Below are 19,613 nucleotides of genomic sequence, written 5' to 3' on the forward strand. Positions count from 1 at the left end.
GCAAACAAAAATAGCCAGGACCTGGCTGTGCACGCCGACGGAAGAGGGCGCCAACCTGTCAGCTTTCACAGGTTCGTGATGGCGTAAAGACGCTTAGAGTTATCTCAGGATCCTCGGTCAATGCGGGTGAGCTGAAAATGAAATCCAAAGACAAAAAAACGACTGCGTCCAAACCGCCAGCTACTGTGAAAGCAAATGCTAAACCCAAGGCCGCGGCAAAAGCACGGCAGATCGAGGCGTCCTCCAAGGCGGCTGTCAACCCGGTTTTCAACGCTCGTTTGATACAGGGCTTGGTGACTGACGCATCGTCGAAAGAGGCCAGGAAAGGCAAAGTCAGTTTTGTCGAGGCCATGACCAAGATGGGGATGACTTCGGTGTTCGATATTATCCGCGAGCCCGAGTCGGTATTTGTCGAGCGCTTAGGCAAAGTGTGTGATGCCGATGGGACTCTGGCTTATAGAAATGCGCTGTGCTACGCCGGGCAGATTGGTAGTCTCTACCGCGAACATCGGGTCTCCAGCGGCAAGTCTCAGCCGCTCAGCCAATCGAGTGGTGTGCGCAGCCTGGTCAATATCGGTCCCAGCTACACCAACCTGTTCAATGAAAACTGGCACGAGTTCTGCAAAGTCGGTGCCCTCGCGGCGATGGACTCCCCTGTCGCGTATCTGCGGTCGATCTACCGTTTAGCCACGAAAACACTGGAGCCAGGTGGGCAAGGCACCTCGACCAAGATTTTATTGGACACTCGCCGCCCCGACCTTAAGAGTCTGCTTATCGACCACCACAGCACATTCACTCCACGGCCCATGCTGGAACTGGTCAACGGCGTGCTGGAGGCCGGGATCAAACAGTATTTGCAAGGCACGCCCGACGCCGACAAGCCCATCTATGACGTGTTGGCCGAGCGCAAACATCCCTTTATCTTTCCGTACAACTTCGCGCACCATCAATGCATGTTGGGGCTGGGGGGTAAGAAACCTGCATTGGGCGAACTGAATTATCGGATCAGTTTGAAGTTGCCGCTCGGTCGATGGTCAAGAAATGCTTATGGTGCGGTGCAAAACTCGCGGTTTGAGGCTCAACGGTTATTGTCGGGTTTAAGCGCGGAACAGCAAAAAATATTGACGGAGCCTTCGTTGTTTACGACGTTCTATGTGAGCGAATCGTCGATGACACCGTTTTGGCAGGGGCCTGGTACTGCTTATTTATCGCCTTACAAGCCACTGGACGTGGGGTATTTGGTTTTGCCGGGTCAACCTGCGGTTAAGGTGGTCGTTCAACCTGCTCAGGTACTTGTAAACACTCATACCACAACCAATAGGGCAACGCTTGTATTTTCTAAACAGAGCGCGCCATCGCTAGAAGCAGACGTTGTTCTCCGAAGCAGCACCCCAGAAAGTACGAATACATGGGCGCTGAATTTTCGTCATATAGCCACCGCCGACACGATCGGTCCACGAATAAATCCGCCCTCTGCACTTTCAGAAAATAGGGAAGGTTATTACACGACTTTCAATCTGACCCTGGCGACTGGCGAATACGCGAATCCCACGTATCTTTCCACGTTAAGCTTCACACTCGTACTTGGCGACTTCAATAATATGACAGGTGAGTCGAATGCATTCTTCCTTGAGTATTTTGGTGTTGAAGTTAGCGAGCGACTGGTGTCGCTCACAACCTTTCTACAACAGACTGAACTCAATGCTACTCAGGTAGAGGCGCTGTTGTCGCAGCGCACTCATTATCCTCGATTATCGCCTAACTGCTTGGCGACTAACGTGCAAATGCTCAAAGGTGGCATGGCCGCTTATTATGGTTCCTGCTACGTCAATGGTCATGGTTCTGACCGCTATGACACTCTGCAACCACCCACTGCCGCGTCAATCGTGGCTGATAAATATGACAACGCCATGGGTCTCAAGGAAGTCCAGGAGTCTAGGGGACCTGCCTGGTATTTGACCAAAACCTCCTTGAATCGCTTTGACCGTTTGCAGCGAATGATTCGTTTACAGCGCTGGACTGGCATCGCCTACGCCGAATTAGATACGCTGGTGATATCCGCTATGCGCAGTGAAAAAAACCTGACGCTGGATCCCAACCTTAATACGCTGCGCGCCTTGGGAGTGTTTCGCCATCTACATCAGCATTATTCCATCGAGTCTGAAGAGTTTGCGGCGCTCATGCATGACATCACACCGTTTACGACGGGTAAGGGGATACCGCTTTTTGATCGAATCTTTAACTTTCCGGTGTTATTCGGCAGACCCTTTATATTGGATCAAGGGTCGTTCACCGTTGATAACCCCGATGAGGGTTCAAAAACTACGTTGGCGCAACTGGCGGCAGGCTTGGGCTTAGAAGTCTCCGATGTTTCTTTGCTGTGTTTGGTCCGGCAAACGAAGCAGTATGTTTCTTCTACGTTACGGCGAGACTTAACCACGGTTTCGTCCATTTATCGACAAGCGCGTGTTGCTCAATTATTTGGCTGGTCCGTATGGGAGTGTTCGGGAGTACTTAGGTTATTGGGGGATGTAGAGTATGTACGAGTATTGTGTAGAGGCCATTTGCTTTTGCCACCTCCGACACCTGTCGATTTGATTGAGCTTGTTGCTTACGATCCTAACACATCCCCGAAAATGCAAATTAACTTGCTACTTGCCGCTGATAGTCAGCAATCAGGCGACCTGCTGACGTTGTCGCCGGGGTCGCGGTTAGAGGTGCTGCAGGGCAATCAATTCAATACCGATCAGACGCCGCGAATCTTTAGTTTTAGACGACAACCTAATGCTCCGGATCTTGAAAAGTTTCTGAAAAATTCCGACGGTACTGATTTGACACTCGATCCCGTTTCCGCCGGCAACATCCTGGAGTTGGGAGGCAAAACCATCACTAGAGATGCGTGGGTTGAAATTTCAAAAATGGATCCAGCTAGACTCGGATATTTTTACGTCAAGTCTGGTAACAGTGCAGGGGTCGAGTTGGCAATAGCTCGTATATCCTTGATTACTGGCGAAAGCCCCCCACCCGATATCCTCGATGTACTCATGCACTTGGACTGGTTCCATAACTACCTCAAAGACTCTCGGCAAAACGTTTCCGATGTGCTGCGCCTACTGGGGCTGGAGGAGGCCGAATATGTACCCGCACAGGACTTGAATGACCGCTTGGCCAAGCTGACTACGGATATTCGCGCGACACTGATCACCCCTCAGGACATTCTCAATCTCAACTTGCCTACCCATGAGCAACTGCCCAAGGGGCGCAAGCGCCGCGCGCCTGGAGACACGATCAATTGGCCCCAGGTGTTATCGCCCTTGCTCGATAACAAAGGGTTGGTGAAAGCCTTACCGCTTGAATTGATCGAGAACGTTCAAGGTCAATTGGAAGTGGCCTTGGGCGTAGAGCTTGCCAAACTCAGCCTTTCAGCCCAAGACCGCGCCAGCAGCCTGGAAAAACTCAGCGGGCTTTTATTGAACGGCCATGACCGGCAGTTGCGGCTTATCGAAGGGTTGGCCCAAGAATGGGTGAACTTGCCAATGGATCGCACTCAAGTCGTGGTTCGATGGGCGAAAGATTCGGTCTATCAGTTGCTGTCAACCGTGCTGGTTTCTTCAACCGCGCCCACCTTGATCGACAGACTGAAAACAGTGTTACGCCACGCCAAGGCAGCTTTGCATTTGCAACTGAGTACGGGATCACTGCGTCTGTTCTTGACTCGGCCGGAATGCCTGGGGACTGAGGGTGGTGTTGGTTTGACTCTGGAGAGCTTTTATTTACTTGAGCGCTACAGCCATTGGTTTCGCGGCCAGGACCACTCCGAAGAAGCGTTGCTGGGGTATTTCCTGACGGTAAACCCGGCGAAGGAGCGGTTGCGTACACGAGCCATGCGCAATGCCATCAATGAAGATGCGAGCGCAGTGCTGGCCAATTTATTGAACTGGGATCCCCAATCCATCCGCCAGCTTTTTCAACTGTTGCCAGATGGGCGCGCCACCTCAATGGCACAGGTGGATTGGGTGCGGCGTTGTCAGCAGGCCTGTTTCGATAGTGGTCTGACGGCAGACGAGTTGCTGAACGCCACGCGGTTGCATGCCGAAAGCACCAAGGAAACTTGGGCCGTCGTGGGGCAAGCCGCAGTGGCCGCCGGCCAGCGCGGCGTAGCACGTATTTGAGGACACGATCTTGACGACGTCCATCGAAAGCCAACTCAACGAGGCCCTGCGTGATGCCCTCGTGGCCTACACGTTAAACGAAGTGGTGCCGAACGCTGCGCAATTTGTGAGTGCCGGGTTGAGCGGCCAAATCAAAACCCCCAACGACCTGTACCAGTACTTGTTGATCGATAACCAGGTCAATAACGTGGTGAAAAGCAGCCCGGTCGCTTCGGCCATTGCCAGCGTGCAGCAGTACATCAATGCCGCACTGATGAGCATGGAACCTGGGTATGAAATCAAGGTGATGGAGCAACACCTGATTACTCAGTGGCGCGATATCCAGAGCCAGTACCCGATCTGGGCCGCTGACCAGCAGTTGCGTTATTACCCGGAGATCTACATTCACCCGCAGTTGCGGATGAACAAATCGACGTACTTCCGGCAACTGGAAACCGACCTTAACCAGAACAAAATCACCCGCGACACGGCTCAGGAGGCCGTCAAGAATTACCTGGCCAACTTCGAAGAAGTGGCCAATTTGTCGATCATCAATGGCTATATCACCACCGATGACTTCAAGAACGGTAGGTACTACTTCATCGGTAAGTCCCGCGGCGAAAACCAATATTACTGGCGCTCGGTGGACATGTCCCAACGCTCACTGAAGAACATCAATCAACCCGACGGGCCCAAGGTCGACTTCCCACAATCGGGAGCCTGGTCGGATTGGCACAAGGCAAGTCTGCCGATTTCCGCCAGCGCCATCGAGCACACGATTCGTCCGGTGTATTTCAATAACCGGTTGTTTGTATTTTGGGTCGAGTTGATTGACCGCCACCCTGAAGCCTTGACGGTTGAAACCAGTAAACCGCCGGAGCCGGGTACATCTGTGACGACAGTCAACGTCAAACCCATGTTGCACATGAACATGGTGTACGAGAAATACGATGGCAGCTGGAGTGTGCCGCACACGGTGATTGAGGCGTGGAGTGAGGCGGCGTTGTTCAAGGCACCGGGTGTGATGGCGTTGATTGACAGTATTGCGGTGCAGGACAGTTCGAGTTCACCGGACTCGATGTTTGTGGCGATGTATGCGGGGTATGAAGCGGGCGCGGCACTTAATGGTTCACAGGACAAATATGCATTTTTAGCGACGGCGTTTATTGATAGAAATCTTATACCTGTGCGCTCGTTCCCCAGCGTCGGTTATGTGCCTGGGATGGAAACGATCCCGGACCTGAAAAAGCCCATAGTGTTGAGTCTGGGTCGGCTGTTTGCCGAGCAGAACAAAGACCGCTTACAGTTCAGGTCGCCCAGGCCAAAAATCGGCGTTAAATCTGTTGAAACGGAGTCGCCGAATCCGAACCACAATGACTGGAACTATGGGGGCTGGCAGTCAACGAAAATTGTTGATCCGCTAAAAGGTGTGGATGTAAAAGTTGATATTGAAACACAGAGCCTGGTTTTTGAGTCAACAATAAAGCAGGGCTTTTCGATCGCCGGTCCCGGTGTTGCAACTGAAAAGGTTATAAGTTTGACGACTTATGGCACTTCTTATCAGTGGGCGTTGGTGTTGAAAATCTCTAATGCTTCACCTGTTTCACGGGAAGTTCTTCTGGAAGGATCAAGGATTGAAATGTACTCTAACAGCCCTATTCTAAGGGCGGGTCTGTATGGGTTTAATTTGGATTTAAATGGCGGAAGCCCATTTTATGGTTTTTTAATGAGACCCGACCCCTATGGAATGATTTCATTTCCAGAGTTGCCTTATGGTACTTTCCCTCTTCACGGTAACTACGTTTCAAGATCTGCATTCGAAGCGATAGGGCTAGATTGGACTGTTGGTGTAAGAGAGATAAGTACGGGGTTTTTGAACAGTTATAGAGTTTTTGCGATGACGTCGAACGCAGTAATAGTGCATCGCTTTCGCCATCATATTATGCGGCCGTCAGATTTAAATGCTGTGACGGGCTCTAGAGTTTATTTAAAAACGTCGTCTTGGTCGTTTGATAGAAGTCCTCCGGATAGGCAGCGCGTGTCGATACCTATCGATGTGCAAACACTATTACCTGACTGGGGGATTAACTGGCCAGCTAACTCAAAGAGAATACCCTTCATTCATGGTGTCGAAGTAAACAGAACTGACTGGACCACCGTCGGCAATGTGCTCAAGGTCACTTACGTCGAGCTCGAAATCCTCCCTAACGTCGCTCCCCTTTTTATAGCCCCCCGCCTCAACACCCGCCCCAGCCCCACCCTGGGCGTCGCCGAGTTCATCGATTTTCGCGGATCGGGCATCGAGAAAACCGACGGTAGCAGCACCGTCAATCGCCAACCCATCCGTATGAACACCCTGTTCGCCCGCGAGTTGATCAACAAAGCCAATATCACCCTGGAAAACCTGCTGGACTGGCGCACCCAATTGCTGGAGGAACCACCCCTCGATCCGCCGGCCGCCCATAACCTCATGGATTTTCGCGGTGCCAATGGCAAGTACTTCTGGGAGCTGTTTCTGCACCTGCCGTTTTTGGTCAGCCAGCGCATGTACCTGGAGCAACAGTTCGATGAGGCCGAGCGCTGGTTGGGGTTTATCTTTGACCCGGCACGCAAGTCAGACTCATGGGGCCGCCCGGACTACTGGAACGTACGGTCCCTGATAGAAGACCCGGACCTGGACGCGGTGAGCCGTGCCCCCGCCGACGCGGATGGCATCGCCGAAAGCAATCCGGTGCGTTACCGCAAGGCCGTTTACCTGCACTACCTGAAAAACCTGCTGGGCCGTGGCGATGCCGCCTACCGGCAACTGACTCCCGACAGCCTCGGCGAAGCCAAGTTGTGGTACGTGCGTATCCTGGACCTGTTGGGCCCGCGTCCGGACGTGAAACTGGTGGACCACTGGACCCCTATCACCTTGCAAACCTTGGCGAACAGCAGCAGCCGAGAATTGCGCGACTTCGAGCAACGGCTGATCGAGCAGGACCAACTGCGCGATGACAACTCCCCCGAAGCGCCGTATTACTTTGCCGAGCCCGCGCTGCGCCTGCGCACCTTTACCCCCGACCTGACCCTCGGTGATCTGGACAGCGGTCACCTGCGCTTGGCGTTCAACCAGGAACTGGTGCATACCTGGGACCTTGTCGAGTCACGCCTGAACAACCTGCGCAACAACCGCACCCTGGACGGTAAGGCCTTGTCGCTGCCGTTGTTCGCCGCACCACTGAACCCCCGTGACCTGCTGGCGGCCTTTGGCCAAGGCGCTGCCGCGGGAGGCGCCGGGCGTTTGCTGACGCAAGGGGTGCCGCCGTATCGCTTCAATGTGATGCATGCCGCGGCCAGCAACGCGGTGGATACCCTGATTCAATTCGGCCAGACCCTGTTGTCGCTGATCGAGCGTAAAGAGCAAGCGCAGTTCCAGGAGCTGCAACAGCAACAGCTGTGGGAGTTCGCTCGCTTTGGCATCGAGTTGCAAACTCAAGCGCTGAAGGTCGATGAGGAACAGCGCAAAGCGCTGGAGGCCAGTAAAGCGATCGTGCAAGGGCGCCTGGAGTTTTATCGCAAACTGGCGGATGAGGGGGTGAACTCCGGCGAACAAGCGGCGGCGGGGCTGCACCTGGCGGGTCGGATCGCCGACGGTGTGGCAGCGGTGGCAAATGTGCTGGGCGCGGGGCTGAAACTGCCGCCCAACGCGGCCGGTGGCGGTGGCGGTGGGGTGGGGGGCCTTTGCCCGGGCATACCACCGACTCCAAGCGCGGGTGCTTTTGCTTATGCCTCCGTAGGCGGTTGGCGGCTGGAGGGAGTACCGCAAATGGTCGAGGCCGCCGCGTACGGCGTGGCAACGCTGAGCCATGCCACCGCTGAATCCCTTGACCGCACCGAGCAATTTCGTCGACGCCATCAGGATTGGATACAGGCCCGTGACCAGGCCGACCTGGAGATCGCGCAGATCGACGCTCAGCTGGCGGTGCTGAATGAACAATCTGCGGCGAATCGCATACAGCTGCATCAGGCCGAGTTCGCTCAGGAGCAGGCGAAGCTCACGTATGAATTTCTCGGCAGGCGTTTTAGCAATGCGCAGTTGTATCAATGGCTCAATGGCCAGTTTGCGACGTTTTACTACCAGGCCTATGACGCCACGTTGGCGCTGTGCCTGTCGGCGCAGGCGTGTTGGCAATTTGAGATCGCCGACTTTACCAGCCGGTTTATCCAGACCGGCGGCTGGAACGACAGCCAGCGTGGGTTGGGTGCGGGAGAGACGTTGAAGCTGCAACTGTTGAAAATGCGCTCTGCCTACCTGGTACGTAACGAGCGACTCCTGGAGATCACCAAGACCGTGTCACTCAGACAGTTGAAGGCCATGGATGACGATCCTGCGTTGATCAATCAAGACTGGGAAACAATGCACAAAGCCTTGAAAAACGGGTATGCGATCAATTTCGAACTGAGCGCGAAGATGTTTGAAGATGACTACCCCGGTACCTCCCAGCGACGAATCCAGCGCATGGGTGTGTCTTTGCCGTTGGCTCTGGGCCTGTACGAGAACATCAGTGCGATCCTGACTCAAAGCTACAACGCAGTGGAAATGGGCGGCAGTAAACTGGAGAACCTGCGCCCCGGCCAGCAAATTGTCTTATCTCACGGGGATAACGACGACGGCCAATTCACCGGCGACGACGAGCGCTATCTCCCCTTCGAAGGCACTGGCTCGATCTCCCGGTGGCACCTGGCATTTACCGAGCAAAACCCGCAGATACGTGAGCGGCACATCGAATCGCTGCAAGACATCATCCTGCACCTGAGTTACACCGCTAAACCCGGCCAGGAGTAGCCCTCATGAACCATGACGACTCACTGAACATCATTCCACCCAGCCTGCCGAAGGGCGGTGGCGCGATTCGAAGTCTTGGGGATGGCTTGGGTGCCGTAGGCGCGAGGGGAACGGCGTCATACGCGTTGCCCTTGCCTATTTCCCCTGGGCGCGGCTTTGCGCCGGACCTTGCGTTGAGCTATAGCAGCGATGCGGGCAACAGCGACTTCGGTATGGGCTGGAGCAAGACGGTTAATGCCATCAGTCGGCGCACATCCCCGGGCGTGCCTACCTACACCGATGAGGACTCGTTTCTCGGCCCCGACGGCGAAGTGTTGATGCCGGAACGGGATGACCGCGAGGGACAACTAGTCCAGAGGACCGAAACCCACTACCGCGGGCTAGACGTCGGCAGTCACCAGGTGACACGTTACTGGCCCCGCATCGAAGGCGCATTTGCCTTGATTGAGCGCTGGACCTCAAACGCCGATCAAACCATGTTCTGGCTGGTGCATACGGCAGACGGCGGCCTTCACATGTACGGTAAGACCGCGGAGTCACGGTTGGCTTGTCCTGACGATGAGACACACGTAGCCGCTTGGTTGATTCATGAAACAGTTGACCCCCATGGCCAGCACCTGGCCTATGAATATAAACGTGATACCGACCCGCCAGGCCCCGACCAGCCCCGTGATGGCCGTGCCCAGCGTTACTTGAGCACGGTGTATTACGGTAACGCCCAGGGGCATAGGCACCTTTATGCCTGGAAAGTTGCTGGCTGGGCCAATGTGCCGTGGCACTTTCATCTGGTGTTTGACTACGGGGAGCGGTCCTGTGGGATCGAGGCGGTCCCAGCCTATGCTGGAACAGAACATTGGACTGCACGAACGGATGCCTACTCCGACTACCGCTATGGCTTTGAACTGCGGACGCAACGCTTGTGCCACCAAGTCCTGATGTTTCACAACTTTGCGCAGCTCGGACCTGAGCCGGTCCTGGTGCAACGTTTGTTATTCGAGTACCGCCCCACCGCTCTGGGCTACAGCCACTTGAGCGCAGCCCATTCCCAGGCGTGTGACGGTAATGGCGTGCTTCATAGCCGTCCCCCTATTGAGTTTACTTATCAGGCGTTCTCCCCGGTTGAAGATGTGGCGGGGTACCAACCTTTCGATGCGATGCCTGGCTTGAACGATGGTGATCGCTACCATCTGTTCGATCTGCGGGGCGAAGGCATGGCAGGCATTCTCTATTGCAGCGACAAAAGCTGGTATTACCGCGCGCCCAAACGGGCCGAGGTCCCGACCCATCTCGATGAGGTGATTTATGACGAGTGGCGCGAGCTCGAACGCATTCCCGTCGCCGATAGCACAAAACCTGTGCAGCAATTCCTGGCGGACCTTACGGGTGATGGCACTCCGGATTGGATCATCGCCAACCCGGGATGGAGCGGCTTTTTCACCTACCAGCCGGATGGCCGCTGGCATCAGTTCATCTCGCTGAAGGCACTGCCCAATGAGTTCTTTCACCCTCAGGCGCAACTGGCGGACCTGATGGGCGCAGGGCTGCAGGACCTGGCAATGATCGGTCCACGCAGTGTGCGCTTTTATGCGAGCGGTCGCGCAGAAGGATATCGAGCCGCCCAGGAAGTGGCGCACAGTATCGACGAGGACCGCCTGCCGCTATTCAGTCGTGCGAATGACCGACTGGTGGCGTTCTGTGACGTGCTGGGTTCCGGCCAGCAGCATCTTATTGAAGTGCGCCATGATCAGCTCAAATGCTGGCCTAACCTGGGGCGTGGGCGTTTCGGCAAGGGTTTTGTGTGGTGCAAGTTACCTTTCACCTACGATGAGTTCGACGCGTCACGGGTGCTGCTCGCCGATTTCGACGGCTCTGGTGCTGTCGACCTGGTGTTTTTGCGGCCGGACTGTGCGCTGATCTATATGAACCGTGGTGGCAACGGTTTTGATGAAGTCCCCCTGCGCCTGCCTTGGCCACCCGGTGTGAACTATGACCGATTTTGCCAAGTCAGCGCCGCGGACCTGCAAGGGCAGGGGTATTCGAGCCTGGTGCTGACCGTGCCCCATATGAGCCCTCGGCACTGGCGCTATGACCTGGTTCACGCCAAGCCGTACCTGTTGTGTGGCACCAACAATAACCTCGGTGCTGCCGCAACTGTCGTGTACCGCAGTTCGGCCCAGGAGTGGTTGGATGAAAAAAAATACCTGCAGGCCCGCGACCAACCAGCGGTGTGCCACCTGCCATTTGCGCTGCCCTTGGTCAGCGTCCAAATACAGCATGATGAAATCACCGGCAACCAATTGACCCAGCGGTTCAGCTATCGAAAGGCCTTCTACGATGGCGTCGAGCGTGAGTTTCGTGGGTTCGCCTTGCAGCTGTCGAGCGACTGCGAGGAGCAGGCACATGGGCAGCGTGAGGAGGGTTACAGCGCGCCGGTGTTGCGCAAAACCTGGTTTCACGTCGGTCGCGTCTTGAACCCACCCACCCAGGACTACTTCGACGGGGATAGTAACGCTATCGATTTGAAGGGCACGCTCTACAGCTATTATCACGAGGCGGACGACTGCGATCAGCTGGTCATCCCCGATGCCAAGGAACAGGCACAACTGTGCAATGCACTGGTGGGGCAGGTGCTGCGCAGTGAACTCTTTGACTTTGGTGACGAGGACGGCACGCCGTATTCGGTCGAGCAGCATCGCTACCTGCTGCGCAGGCTGCAGCGTCCCACCGGTGGAAAACATGCCCCCTATCATGTGCTGCACGTATTGCCGGTTGAAATCATCACCTACCGCTACGAGCGCGAAAGCACCGACCCTGTGTGCCAGAAGACCTTGAATTTGCAGTGGGATGCTTTCGGCAACCCGACCAACAGCGTTACCGTCCACTACGCTCGGCGTCTCACCGCCCTGAGTGATCCGGCTTGCCAATCGGACCCTCACATGCTTGCGCCGCAAAAACGCTGGTGGTGCGACGCCCATGATGACGCACAGCAGCGTTACTACCTGACGCAGACCCGCGCGCAATTTATCCACCTGACCCAGCCTGACGCCTGGCGCCTTGGCCTGCCGTATGTGCAACGCACCGATGCGATGGTGCTGGTCAAGGGCGCCGGCCCCAAAGGCCTGATGCCGCAAGACATTACCTACGAATACTTTACGTCCGACAGCGCAGACAACCCGCTCAATGACAGCATCCAGCGCCAGTTGGTCGGGCAATCCCTGCAGCGTTATCGCAAACTTCCCGGTAATACGCCATGGCCCGACGGCCAGGCCGGTTTCGAGGCTTTGCCGGACTATGTGGAGACGGCTGAGCTCGATCAATCCGCGCTCCGGGCGTATGACCTGCTCAAGAATGAACACGGCGATATGCCATTTGACCTGGAGGCGCGCCTGACCGAGATCGGCTACCGCCGCATGCCCTGGCTGCTCGGCCCGCAGTTGGAACCTGAGCTGCTTTGGTCGATCAGGCGGGGCTTCTACACCTACGCCCCATTGTCCGGCTTTCATCAGGTCTTGACGGTGCGGCAGACCCAGGCCCACGGCGTGACGTTACTGGGCTATGACCCTCACCAATGCCTGAATACGTCGGTGACCTTGCCTGATGGCTGTAAGACTCAGGTCGAGAAAATTGATTACCGCTTGATGCAACCCGCCCGCATCCTCGACCCCAATCAAAATAGCCAGGAAGTCCTCCATGACGCTTTCGGAGAGGTGCTGGCTACCAGCTTTTACGGTGTGGAGCGCGGTGAGGCCGTGGGATTCGACCCCGTTGACGATTATCAACGGCCACAGGACGACAGCCCCGCCCACGCGATCGAGGCGCCGGAGCAAGCACTGCAAGGTGCCGCCACCGCTTATTTCGAAAACCGGTTCAGTTGGATGGGCCGCATACCCGAAGTTGACCGGTTGGACTTGGTCTGGTTTAACGAGTGCGTTAAGCAAGGCGACCTGTTGCCCAGTGGCCACATACGCGCTGGCGCACATGCGTTTTTACCGACGCAAGACTTGACGCCTGCACGCCAGCGCCTGCGTGCGCTCCTGGTGAACGTGCGGCGCGAACCGGTGCATGGTGTGCTCCTCCAGGCGGATAATTATCCGACTGCCCCTGACCGGCAGATTCGCATGACGATCCGCTATTGGGATGGATTCGGCCGTCCATTGCAGACCAAGCATAAGGTGGACGATGGCTATGCCTATCAAGTGCAGTCGGACGGCACCCTGGCGCTGGACTCCGAGAGCAAGCCGATTACGCTGCCGGATGTGCCGCGCTGGCGCGTCAGCGAGCGGGTTGAGTACAACAACAAGGGGCTCACGGTGAGGGTTTATCGGCCGTACTTTGCCTCGGATTGGCATTGCATCAACGACGCCAGCTTCAGCCAGCACGGCGACTACGACACACAGCGCTACGACCCGTTGGGGCGGCTGACGAATACTATTCTTGCCAAGGAAGGCTATCTGCGGCGCCAGACTTACCATTGCTGGCACACCACCCATGAGGATGAAAACGACACCTATGAAGAAGTCCGAGCCGCCAGGGCGCAAGCGGGTGTCACGCCGTCATTCAATCCCAAGGTGCACACCCAAACGCCTGACCTGACGGTGATTGAACCGCGCGGCCTGGCCTGTCGCGCAGTTGCCTATTGCCGCAGCGATCCGCAGGGGGCGGCGGACCTGAGAGTCACACGCACGCTTTACAACAAGGCAGGCTTGGCAGTCGCCCAATGGGACCCCCGCTTGCATTTACTGCATGAAGGCGACCCTACGGTGCCGGCAAACCTGGCAACCGCTTACTCCTTGGGCGGCCAGGTTCTGAGTACCCAAAGCGTCGACGCTGGGTGGCGTGTCCACGTTTTTGGTGAAGCTGGGCAAAACGTGTATTCGCAGGATGGGCGGGGTACGCAGCGTGAGGTCGAATTTGATGAGTTGATACGACTGTTGGCAGTGTTTGAGCAAGGCTTGTGCACGGAGCGCTTTACCTATGCGCGTGCAGAGCCAGTCCATGCCGACAGTAACCTATGCGGGCAGGTCATCCGGCAGGATGACACTGCGGGCACTCGTCATTTCAATGAGTACGCGATGGGCGGTACCGTATTGGATCATGTACAGCATTTCCTGAAGACCCTGGATATGCCGGACTGGCCGGAACCCCTGCATCTGCGCGATGCCCTGTTGGAGCCCGGTGAGGGGTTGCGCACTCAGGTTTACCTCGATGCACTCGGTGGGGTGCTGCAACAGATCGATGTGGCAGGTAATCACCAGGGCTCCCGCTACACGGTCGACGGCCAATTGCGTGAGGCGTGGCTCAGGCTCAAAGGGGCGTCAGCGCAAACGACTCTGGTGAGTGCCATTGTCTACGATGCGCACGGCAAGATAGAACGCAAAACCCTGGGCAATGGTGTGGTCAGGCAGTTTGATTACTGTCCTCTAGACGGTCGATTACGCCAGTTGTCCAGTTATCGCGGCAGTGGCGCGCTCTTGCAGGACCTTCATTACGAGTATGAACCGGGGGGGAACATCGTCAGTATTGAGGACACGACGCTGGCGGTGCGTTTTTTTAACAATCAGCGTGTCGATCCGATCAGTTGCTACCACCACGACAGCATCGGTCAATTGGTCAGGGCAACTGGCTTTGAAGCGGGCAGTCTTCGCCAAGGGCCGAATCACGTGGCCGACCCCCTCGCAATAGCCAACTACTGTCAGACGTACCGCTATGACAGGGGCGGCAATTTGCTGGAGTTGATCCACCAAGGGCCACAAAGCCATGGGCGGATTTTGAAGGCGGCTCCCTTCAGCAATCGCTGCTTGCCTGAAAGTCAGGGTGTGTCGCTGACCCAAGCTGATTTCGACGACGAGTTTGATTCCAATGGCAATCTGCTCAGGCTGGAGGGACGACCGCTGAATTGGGATCAACGTAACCAATTGCTCCGCGTAGAGCCGGTGGTGCGCGAATCCACCGACAACGACAGTGAGCGTTACGCCTACGACGCAAACGGTATGCGTCGACGCAAGGTGCGCATTGCCCATACTCGCGCTCGTGCTGTCACCACTGAAACACGCTATTTACCGGGGTTGGAGATCCGTAATGTGCACGGCAATGTGTTGCATGTGATCACTGTGGGTGAAGTGCAGGTGCTGCACTGGGAAACGGCGCGACCCAAGCGAGTGGCAAATGATCAGTACCGCTACAACCTGGATAGTCATTTGGGATCATGGCTGGTGGAGTTGGATGCTATGGCAAAGGTTGTCAGTCATGAAAGTTATCACCCGTATGGCACTACAGCTCTTCGGAAACGGGGTGATTCAAGTGAGAAGAGCTATCGCACGTTGGGTTACTCGGGTAAGGAGAAGGACGCGACGGGGCTTTATTACTATGGATTCAGATATTACATGCCAGCACTACAACGTTGGATCAACCCGGACCCTGCTCAAGCGATCGATGGTTTGAATCTGTACAGGATGGTCAGAAATAATCCGATATTGCTCAGAGACAATGACGGCCTTGCACCAACGAACAAAGCCGATGAAGAGCTCGCCCCGTCAGGGCCAGCGCCATCGCTATTAAAAAGGTTGCTGCCGGCCTGGTGGAAAAACACCGCAACCTCAAGCAGTCCACCTGAAGAAAGCACTGGCGATACTTCTAATGTTTACTTGCACGTCCCGGAAAACGGAGGTGTGCCAACGGTTAACGTCCTTGTCAACAGAAGAACTTTCGAAGATGGCTCTCACAGAATCACGTACGTGGGGGCTAACCCTGACGGTAGTGAGGAGCAAGAGTCTGCTGTCAATGGATATTTAGATTATGTAGTACGTGGCGGCCTTGGCGAGCGTGTTGTAGATATTCATACGTTTGTTGCGAAGCCAGAAGGGAAGGGCTACGGGTCCTTGTTACTTTTAGAGTTGGCGGATGACGCTGAAAAGCAATCCATTCAACGGATAGCGGCCAGCAGCGTAGCGAAGAATGCTACAGGTTTCTATCTGCTGGCAGGGTTTCATCCCAGCCGTGGGGGGCACGATATATTAGAAGAAGTTATTCCAGGGCCGATAGATTTTGGAGTGAACGCTTTTTCAGATGTTTCTGGTGAAGATGGTCTGACGCCGTTGGAGCGCTTCGGGCATAAATGGCAAATGGCGCGAAATAGCTCTGCCAACTGGGAAGGGGAAGCGGCGTTTATAAAAGAGCAGGCCAAGCTGTCAACGATGAAGCGGAGATACTTCAAGAGGCTTTGAATGCAGCAATTGGCGTTGGCTAGAGGTTACCTTACAGCCGTAGTTCGCAAGTTATCGGGATGGATACAACCAAGCGCTTGAGCGTCATTCTGAAACGCTTGCAGATACGCCTGTATGAGGTTGTCAGTCCGAGAAACTGCCTTGCAGGTGCTCGGCACGAAATTCCAGGGTTTGCGGGCGGTAGCCGGGGCGAAGCGGCGGTGTGGGCAGGCAGTCATCCCATGTCGCCCCGGCCTGCAACTCGCCGGGGCCGCGATAGCGGGGGGCGGCGTAGACGTTGTCGGCCAGGTTGACCGAGTCGCCCGGTGCATAGGCGGCGACGCGCCAGCGCAGTTCGGTCAGCGGTACATCGTTGCTGTTGTTGAGGGTCAACTTGAGCGGGCGGTCGGCCGGGCACTCTTGCGGGGCGTAGCTGATGCGCAGTTCCAGGCGCGCCAGTTGCGAGGCTTCGCGGTTGTCCAGCCATACCACCCAGATCGCCACGAATCCCAGGCCCACGGCGGCGGCCAGCGACACCGGCAAGGCTCTGGCCGGGTAGCGCAGTAGCAGGACCAGCCAAGTGATGATCAGTAGAACGCCAAAGAACATGATGACAGTCTCATATGCGGATAAAACATCCTACTCGCGGGCGGGTGTGGATGCCTAACGCAGGATCAGTTTTCCTGTGCAAGGAACCGGCCCACACATTTTGTCCACAGAGCTATAACAGGGAAGTACGGATTGTCCAGGATGTACCCATCGCAGTCTGATCAAGTGAGATAAACGATGACTATTGCAGCCCTTCTTACTCCTGAGGTTACCTCTTCCCTAGCGTCGGTGGCGACCGCGCTTATGACATCTTCAAAAGCGGCTGAGCAGCCCTTCCCTGCATCGCTCACGCAAACGATTGACGCGGCAGGAGCACGCCCGTTTTCGCGTAGGCAGCCTCAGAAGCTGACAAACCTGGGGCAAGTCCTGCTGCAATCGCGTAACTGCGGCATGAGCGCCAAGGGTGTGGGTATTGCCGTGGGCGGCATGGCCGTGCAGGAGGCTGGGCAAAAGTTAGCTTCCAGCGGTTGCCCTCTCTCCAAAGCCTTGGGTCTAGTGATGATTGTGGGAGGCAAGGTTGCCCAAGCACATGGCGCCGAAAAATTCGATCTTGCAGGACGTCCGACGATCGCCCTCGGGAGCTCGCCCGAGTGGGACTGCCGACGCCGCTGAACCCTACCACTCCAGGTGTTTATTGGCTTCGAGACACGTACCAGTGTGGAGTCTTTTTACAAAAAGCCGGGCACGCAAACGCTCTGTCAGCCCTTCAGTAACCCAACTGTCATCTTACGAAGTGAGATCCACCATGACCATTCCAAACATCCTCGCTCCTGCGCAGATTTCTCCTGTAGTACCTGCATCTGTATCAGCGCCTGTCGTGCTGGGAGCAATCGATCAAGCCCCCAGGGAGGAGGTCAGCTCGCGTCAATTCACTCGTATGCAAAACATGGGGCTTACAAACCTGCGACAAACGGTTCTGCAAGGCGTCAACGAAAAACTGAATGCGTACTTCTTCCCACCGCTCTACAACAATAACAAGGACAAAGCCCAGGGGGCCGCTCTGACCGTTGTCGGGGGAATGGCCAAGGTGCTCGGAAAGACGGTGTCCAACTCCGGGGGATTTGCCTCCAAAGCCGCGGGTGGGGCGCTTATGTGGGGAGGGAAGGCCACTGAAAAAATTGGCAAAGATCAATTCAAAAATGCGGGGAAAGATCACTCCAGCGGCAGTTACAACGCCTTTTCCCCAAGAAATTGGGGCGTCAACTCGATGGGACACAATGGGGCCGTCCGCTGATAGGTGTAGAGAACCCGTGAACGAGAAAAGCCCCCACCCAACCCACTGCGGATAGGGGACGCAGTCGGCTGGGCGAGGGCTTCTTGTACGACTGTTTTACTGCGCGATAGTTTTCACTGAAACGCCACGTTCAACCGGCGTCGAGCGACCGTAGATATCTTCAAAGCGCTCGATATCGTCTTCACCCAGGTAGCTGCCCGATTGCACTTCGATGATCTCCAACGGGATCTTGCCCGGGTTGCGCAGGCGGTGCACCGAGGCGATCGGGATGTAGGTGGACTGGTTCTCGGTGAGCAGGAACACGTTCTCGTCACAGGTGACTTCGGCCGTGCCACTGACCACGATCCAGTGTTCGGCGCGATGGTGGTGCATCTGCAGCGACAGGCACGCGCCCGGCTTGACCGAGATGTGCTTGACCTGGAAGCGGCCGCCCATGTCCACCGAATCGTAGGAGCCCCACGGACGGTACACTTCACAGTGGTTCTGGGTTTCGCTGCGGCCCTGGTCGTTGAGGGTGTTGACCATCTGCTTCACGCCCTGGACCTTGTCCTTGTGGGCAATCATCATCGCGTCCTTGGTTTCCACCACCACGATGTTGTCCAGGCCGATCACCGACACCAGCTTGCCGTTGCCGTGGATCATGCAGTTGCGGCTGTCCTGGATCACCACGTCGCCTTTGCTGACGTTACCGTGGACGTCTTTGTCGTTGACCGCCCACAGCGAGGCCCAGCAGCCCACGTCGCTCCAACCGGCACTCAGTGGCACCACACAGGCGCGCTGGGTTTTTTCCATCACGGCGTAGTCGATGGAATTGTCCGGGCAGCAGGCGAAGGTGGCTTCGTCGAACGACACGGTATCGGCGGTCTGTTCGCTGCGTTCCAGGGTCAGCAGGCAGGTGTCGTAGATGTCCGGGTCGTGCTTTTTCAGCTCTTCAAGGAAGCGGCTGGCGCGGAACAGAAACATGCCGCTGTTCCAGAAGTAACCGCCGCTTTTGACGAACTCGACCGCGCGTTTTTCATTGGGTTTTTCCACGAACTGCTCGACGCGGCTCACGCCTTCGGGCAGCAGCGAATCGTTGGTGGACTTGATGTAGCCATAACCGGTTTCCGGGCGGGTGGCCGGCACGCCAAACAGCACCATCTCGCCACGCTCTGCGGCCACGGTGGCCAGGGCCAGGGCGCGTTGCAGGGCTTTCTGGTCGTCGATCACGTGGTCGGCGGGCAGCACCAGCATCAGCTCGTCACGGCCTTCGTTGACCAGCATCATCGCGGTGAGGGCCACGGCCGGGGCGGTGTTGCGGCCGAACGGCTCCATCAGGATGCGTTGGCTTTCCAACTTACGGGCGGCCAGTTGTTCGTTGACGATAAAGCGGTGGTCCTTGTTGCAGACCACGATCGGGGTGTCCATGCCTTCGAACACCAGGCGCTCCAGGGTCTGCTGGAACAGCGTGTGTTCACCGGTCAGGGCCAGGAACTGTTTAGGGAACTGTTTACGGGAAAGCGGCCAAAGACGTGAGCCGCTACCACCGGAAAGGATGACTGGAATCATGGGGGTTTCTCCTTGAATCGATATGGGTCAGAGCTACGAAG

Annotated in this window: 6 protein-coding genes; 4 read left to right on the forward strand and 2 right to left on the reverse strand. The window is 56.3% G+C overall.

Annotated features, from left to right (window positions below; genetic code table 11):
• Window positions 1-137 precede the first annotated feature (137 nt).
• The 3 genes from BFN10_RS03930 to BFN10_RS29925 are packed head-to-tail and all read left to right on the forward strand — an operon-like array spanning window position 138 to window position 16,202.
• Window positions 138-4,172 carry a Tc toxin subunit A gene (locus BFN10_RS03930; RefSeq protein WP_071488557.1) on the forward strand — a complete coding sequence of 1,345 codons (4,035 nt, stop codon included), beginning with the start codon at window positions 138-140 and terminating at the stop codon, window positions 4,170-4,172.
• Window positions 4,173-4,182: 10 nt separating this feature from the next.
• Window positions 4,183-8,979, forward strand: coding sequence for a Tc toxin subunit A-related protein (locus BFN10_RS03935; RefSeq protein WP_071488558.1), 4,797 nt, complete (start codon window positions 4,183-4,185; stop codon window positions 8,977-8,979).
• A 5-nt stretch (window positions 8,980-8,984) separates the two neighbouring features.
• Entirely contained in the window at window positions 8,985-16,202 is a 7,218-nt protein-coding gene (locus BFN10_RS29925) for a SpvB/TcaC N-terminal domain-containing protein (RefSeq protein ID WP_071488559.1), read from the forward strand.
• A 123-nt stretch (window positions 16,203-16,325) separates the two neighbouring features.
• Here BFN10_RS29925 and BFN10_RS03945 read toward each other — a convergent pair whose 3' ends face one another.
• Window positions 16,326-16,790, reverse strand: a complete 465-nt coding sequence (locus BFN10_RS03945) for a multidrug transporter (RefSeq protein ID WP_071488560.1) — start codon at window positions 16,788-16,790, stop codon at window positions 16,326-16,328.
• 745 nt (window positions 16,791-17,535) lie between these two features.
• On the opposite strand from BFN10_RS03945, the gene BFN10_RS03955 reads away from it, so the two are divergent.
• Window positions 17,536-18,024: a hypothetical protein gene (locus BFN10_RS03955; RefSeq protein ID WP_130898091.1), complete on the forward strand. Its 489-nt coding sequence runs from the start codon at window positions 17,536-17,538 to the stop codon at window positions 18,022-18,024.
• 96 nt (window positions 18,025-18,120) lie between these two features.
• On the opposite strand, the gene BFN10_RS03960 is transcribed toward BFN10_RS03955, so the two are convergent.
• Complete coding sequence (locus tag BFN10_RS03960) at window positions 18,121-19,572, reverse strand: mannose-1-phosphate guanylyltransferase/mannose-6-phosphate isomerase (protein ID WP_071488563.1); 1,452 nt, start codon at window positions 19,570-19,572, stop codon at window positions 18,121-18,123.
• Window positions 19,573-19,613 lie beyond the last annotated feature (41 nt).

This window comes from Pseudomonas extremorientalis, from assembly GCF_001870465.1.
GTDB classification, from domain to species: domain Bacteria; phylum Pseudomonadota; class Gammaproteobacteria; order Pseudomonadales; family Pseudomonadaceae; genus Aquipseudomonas; species Aquipseudomonas extremorientalis.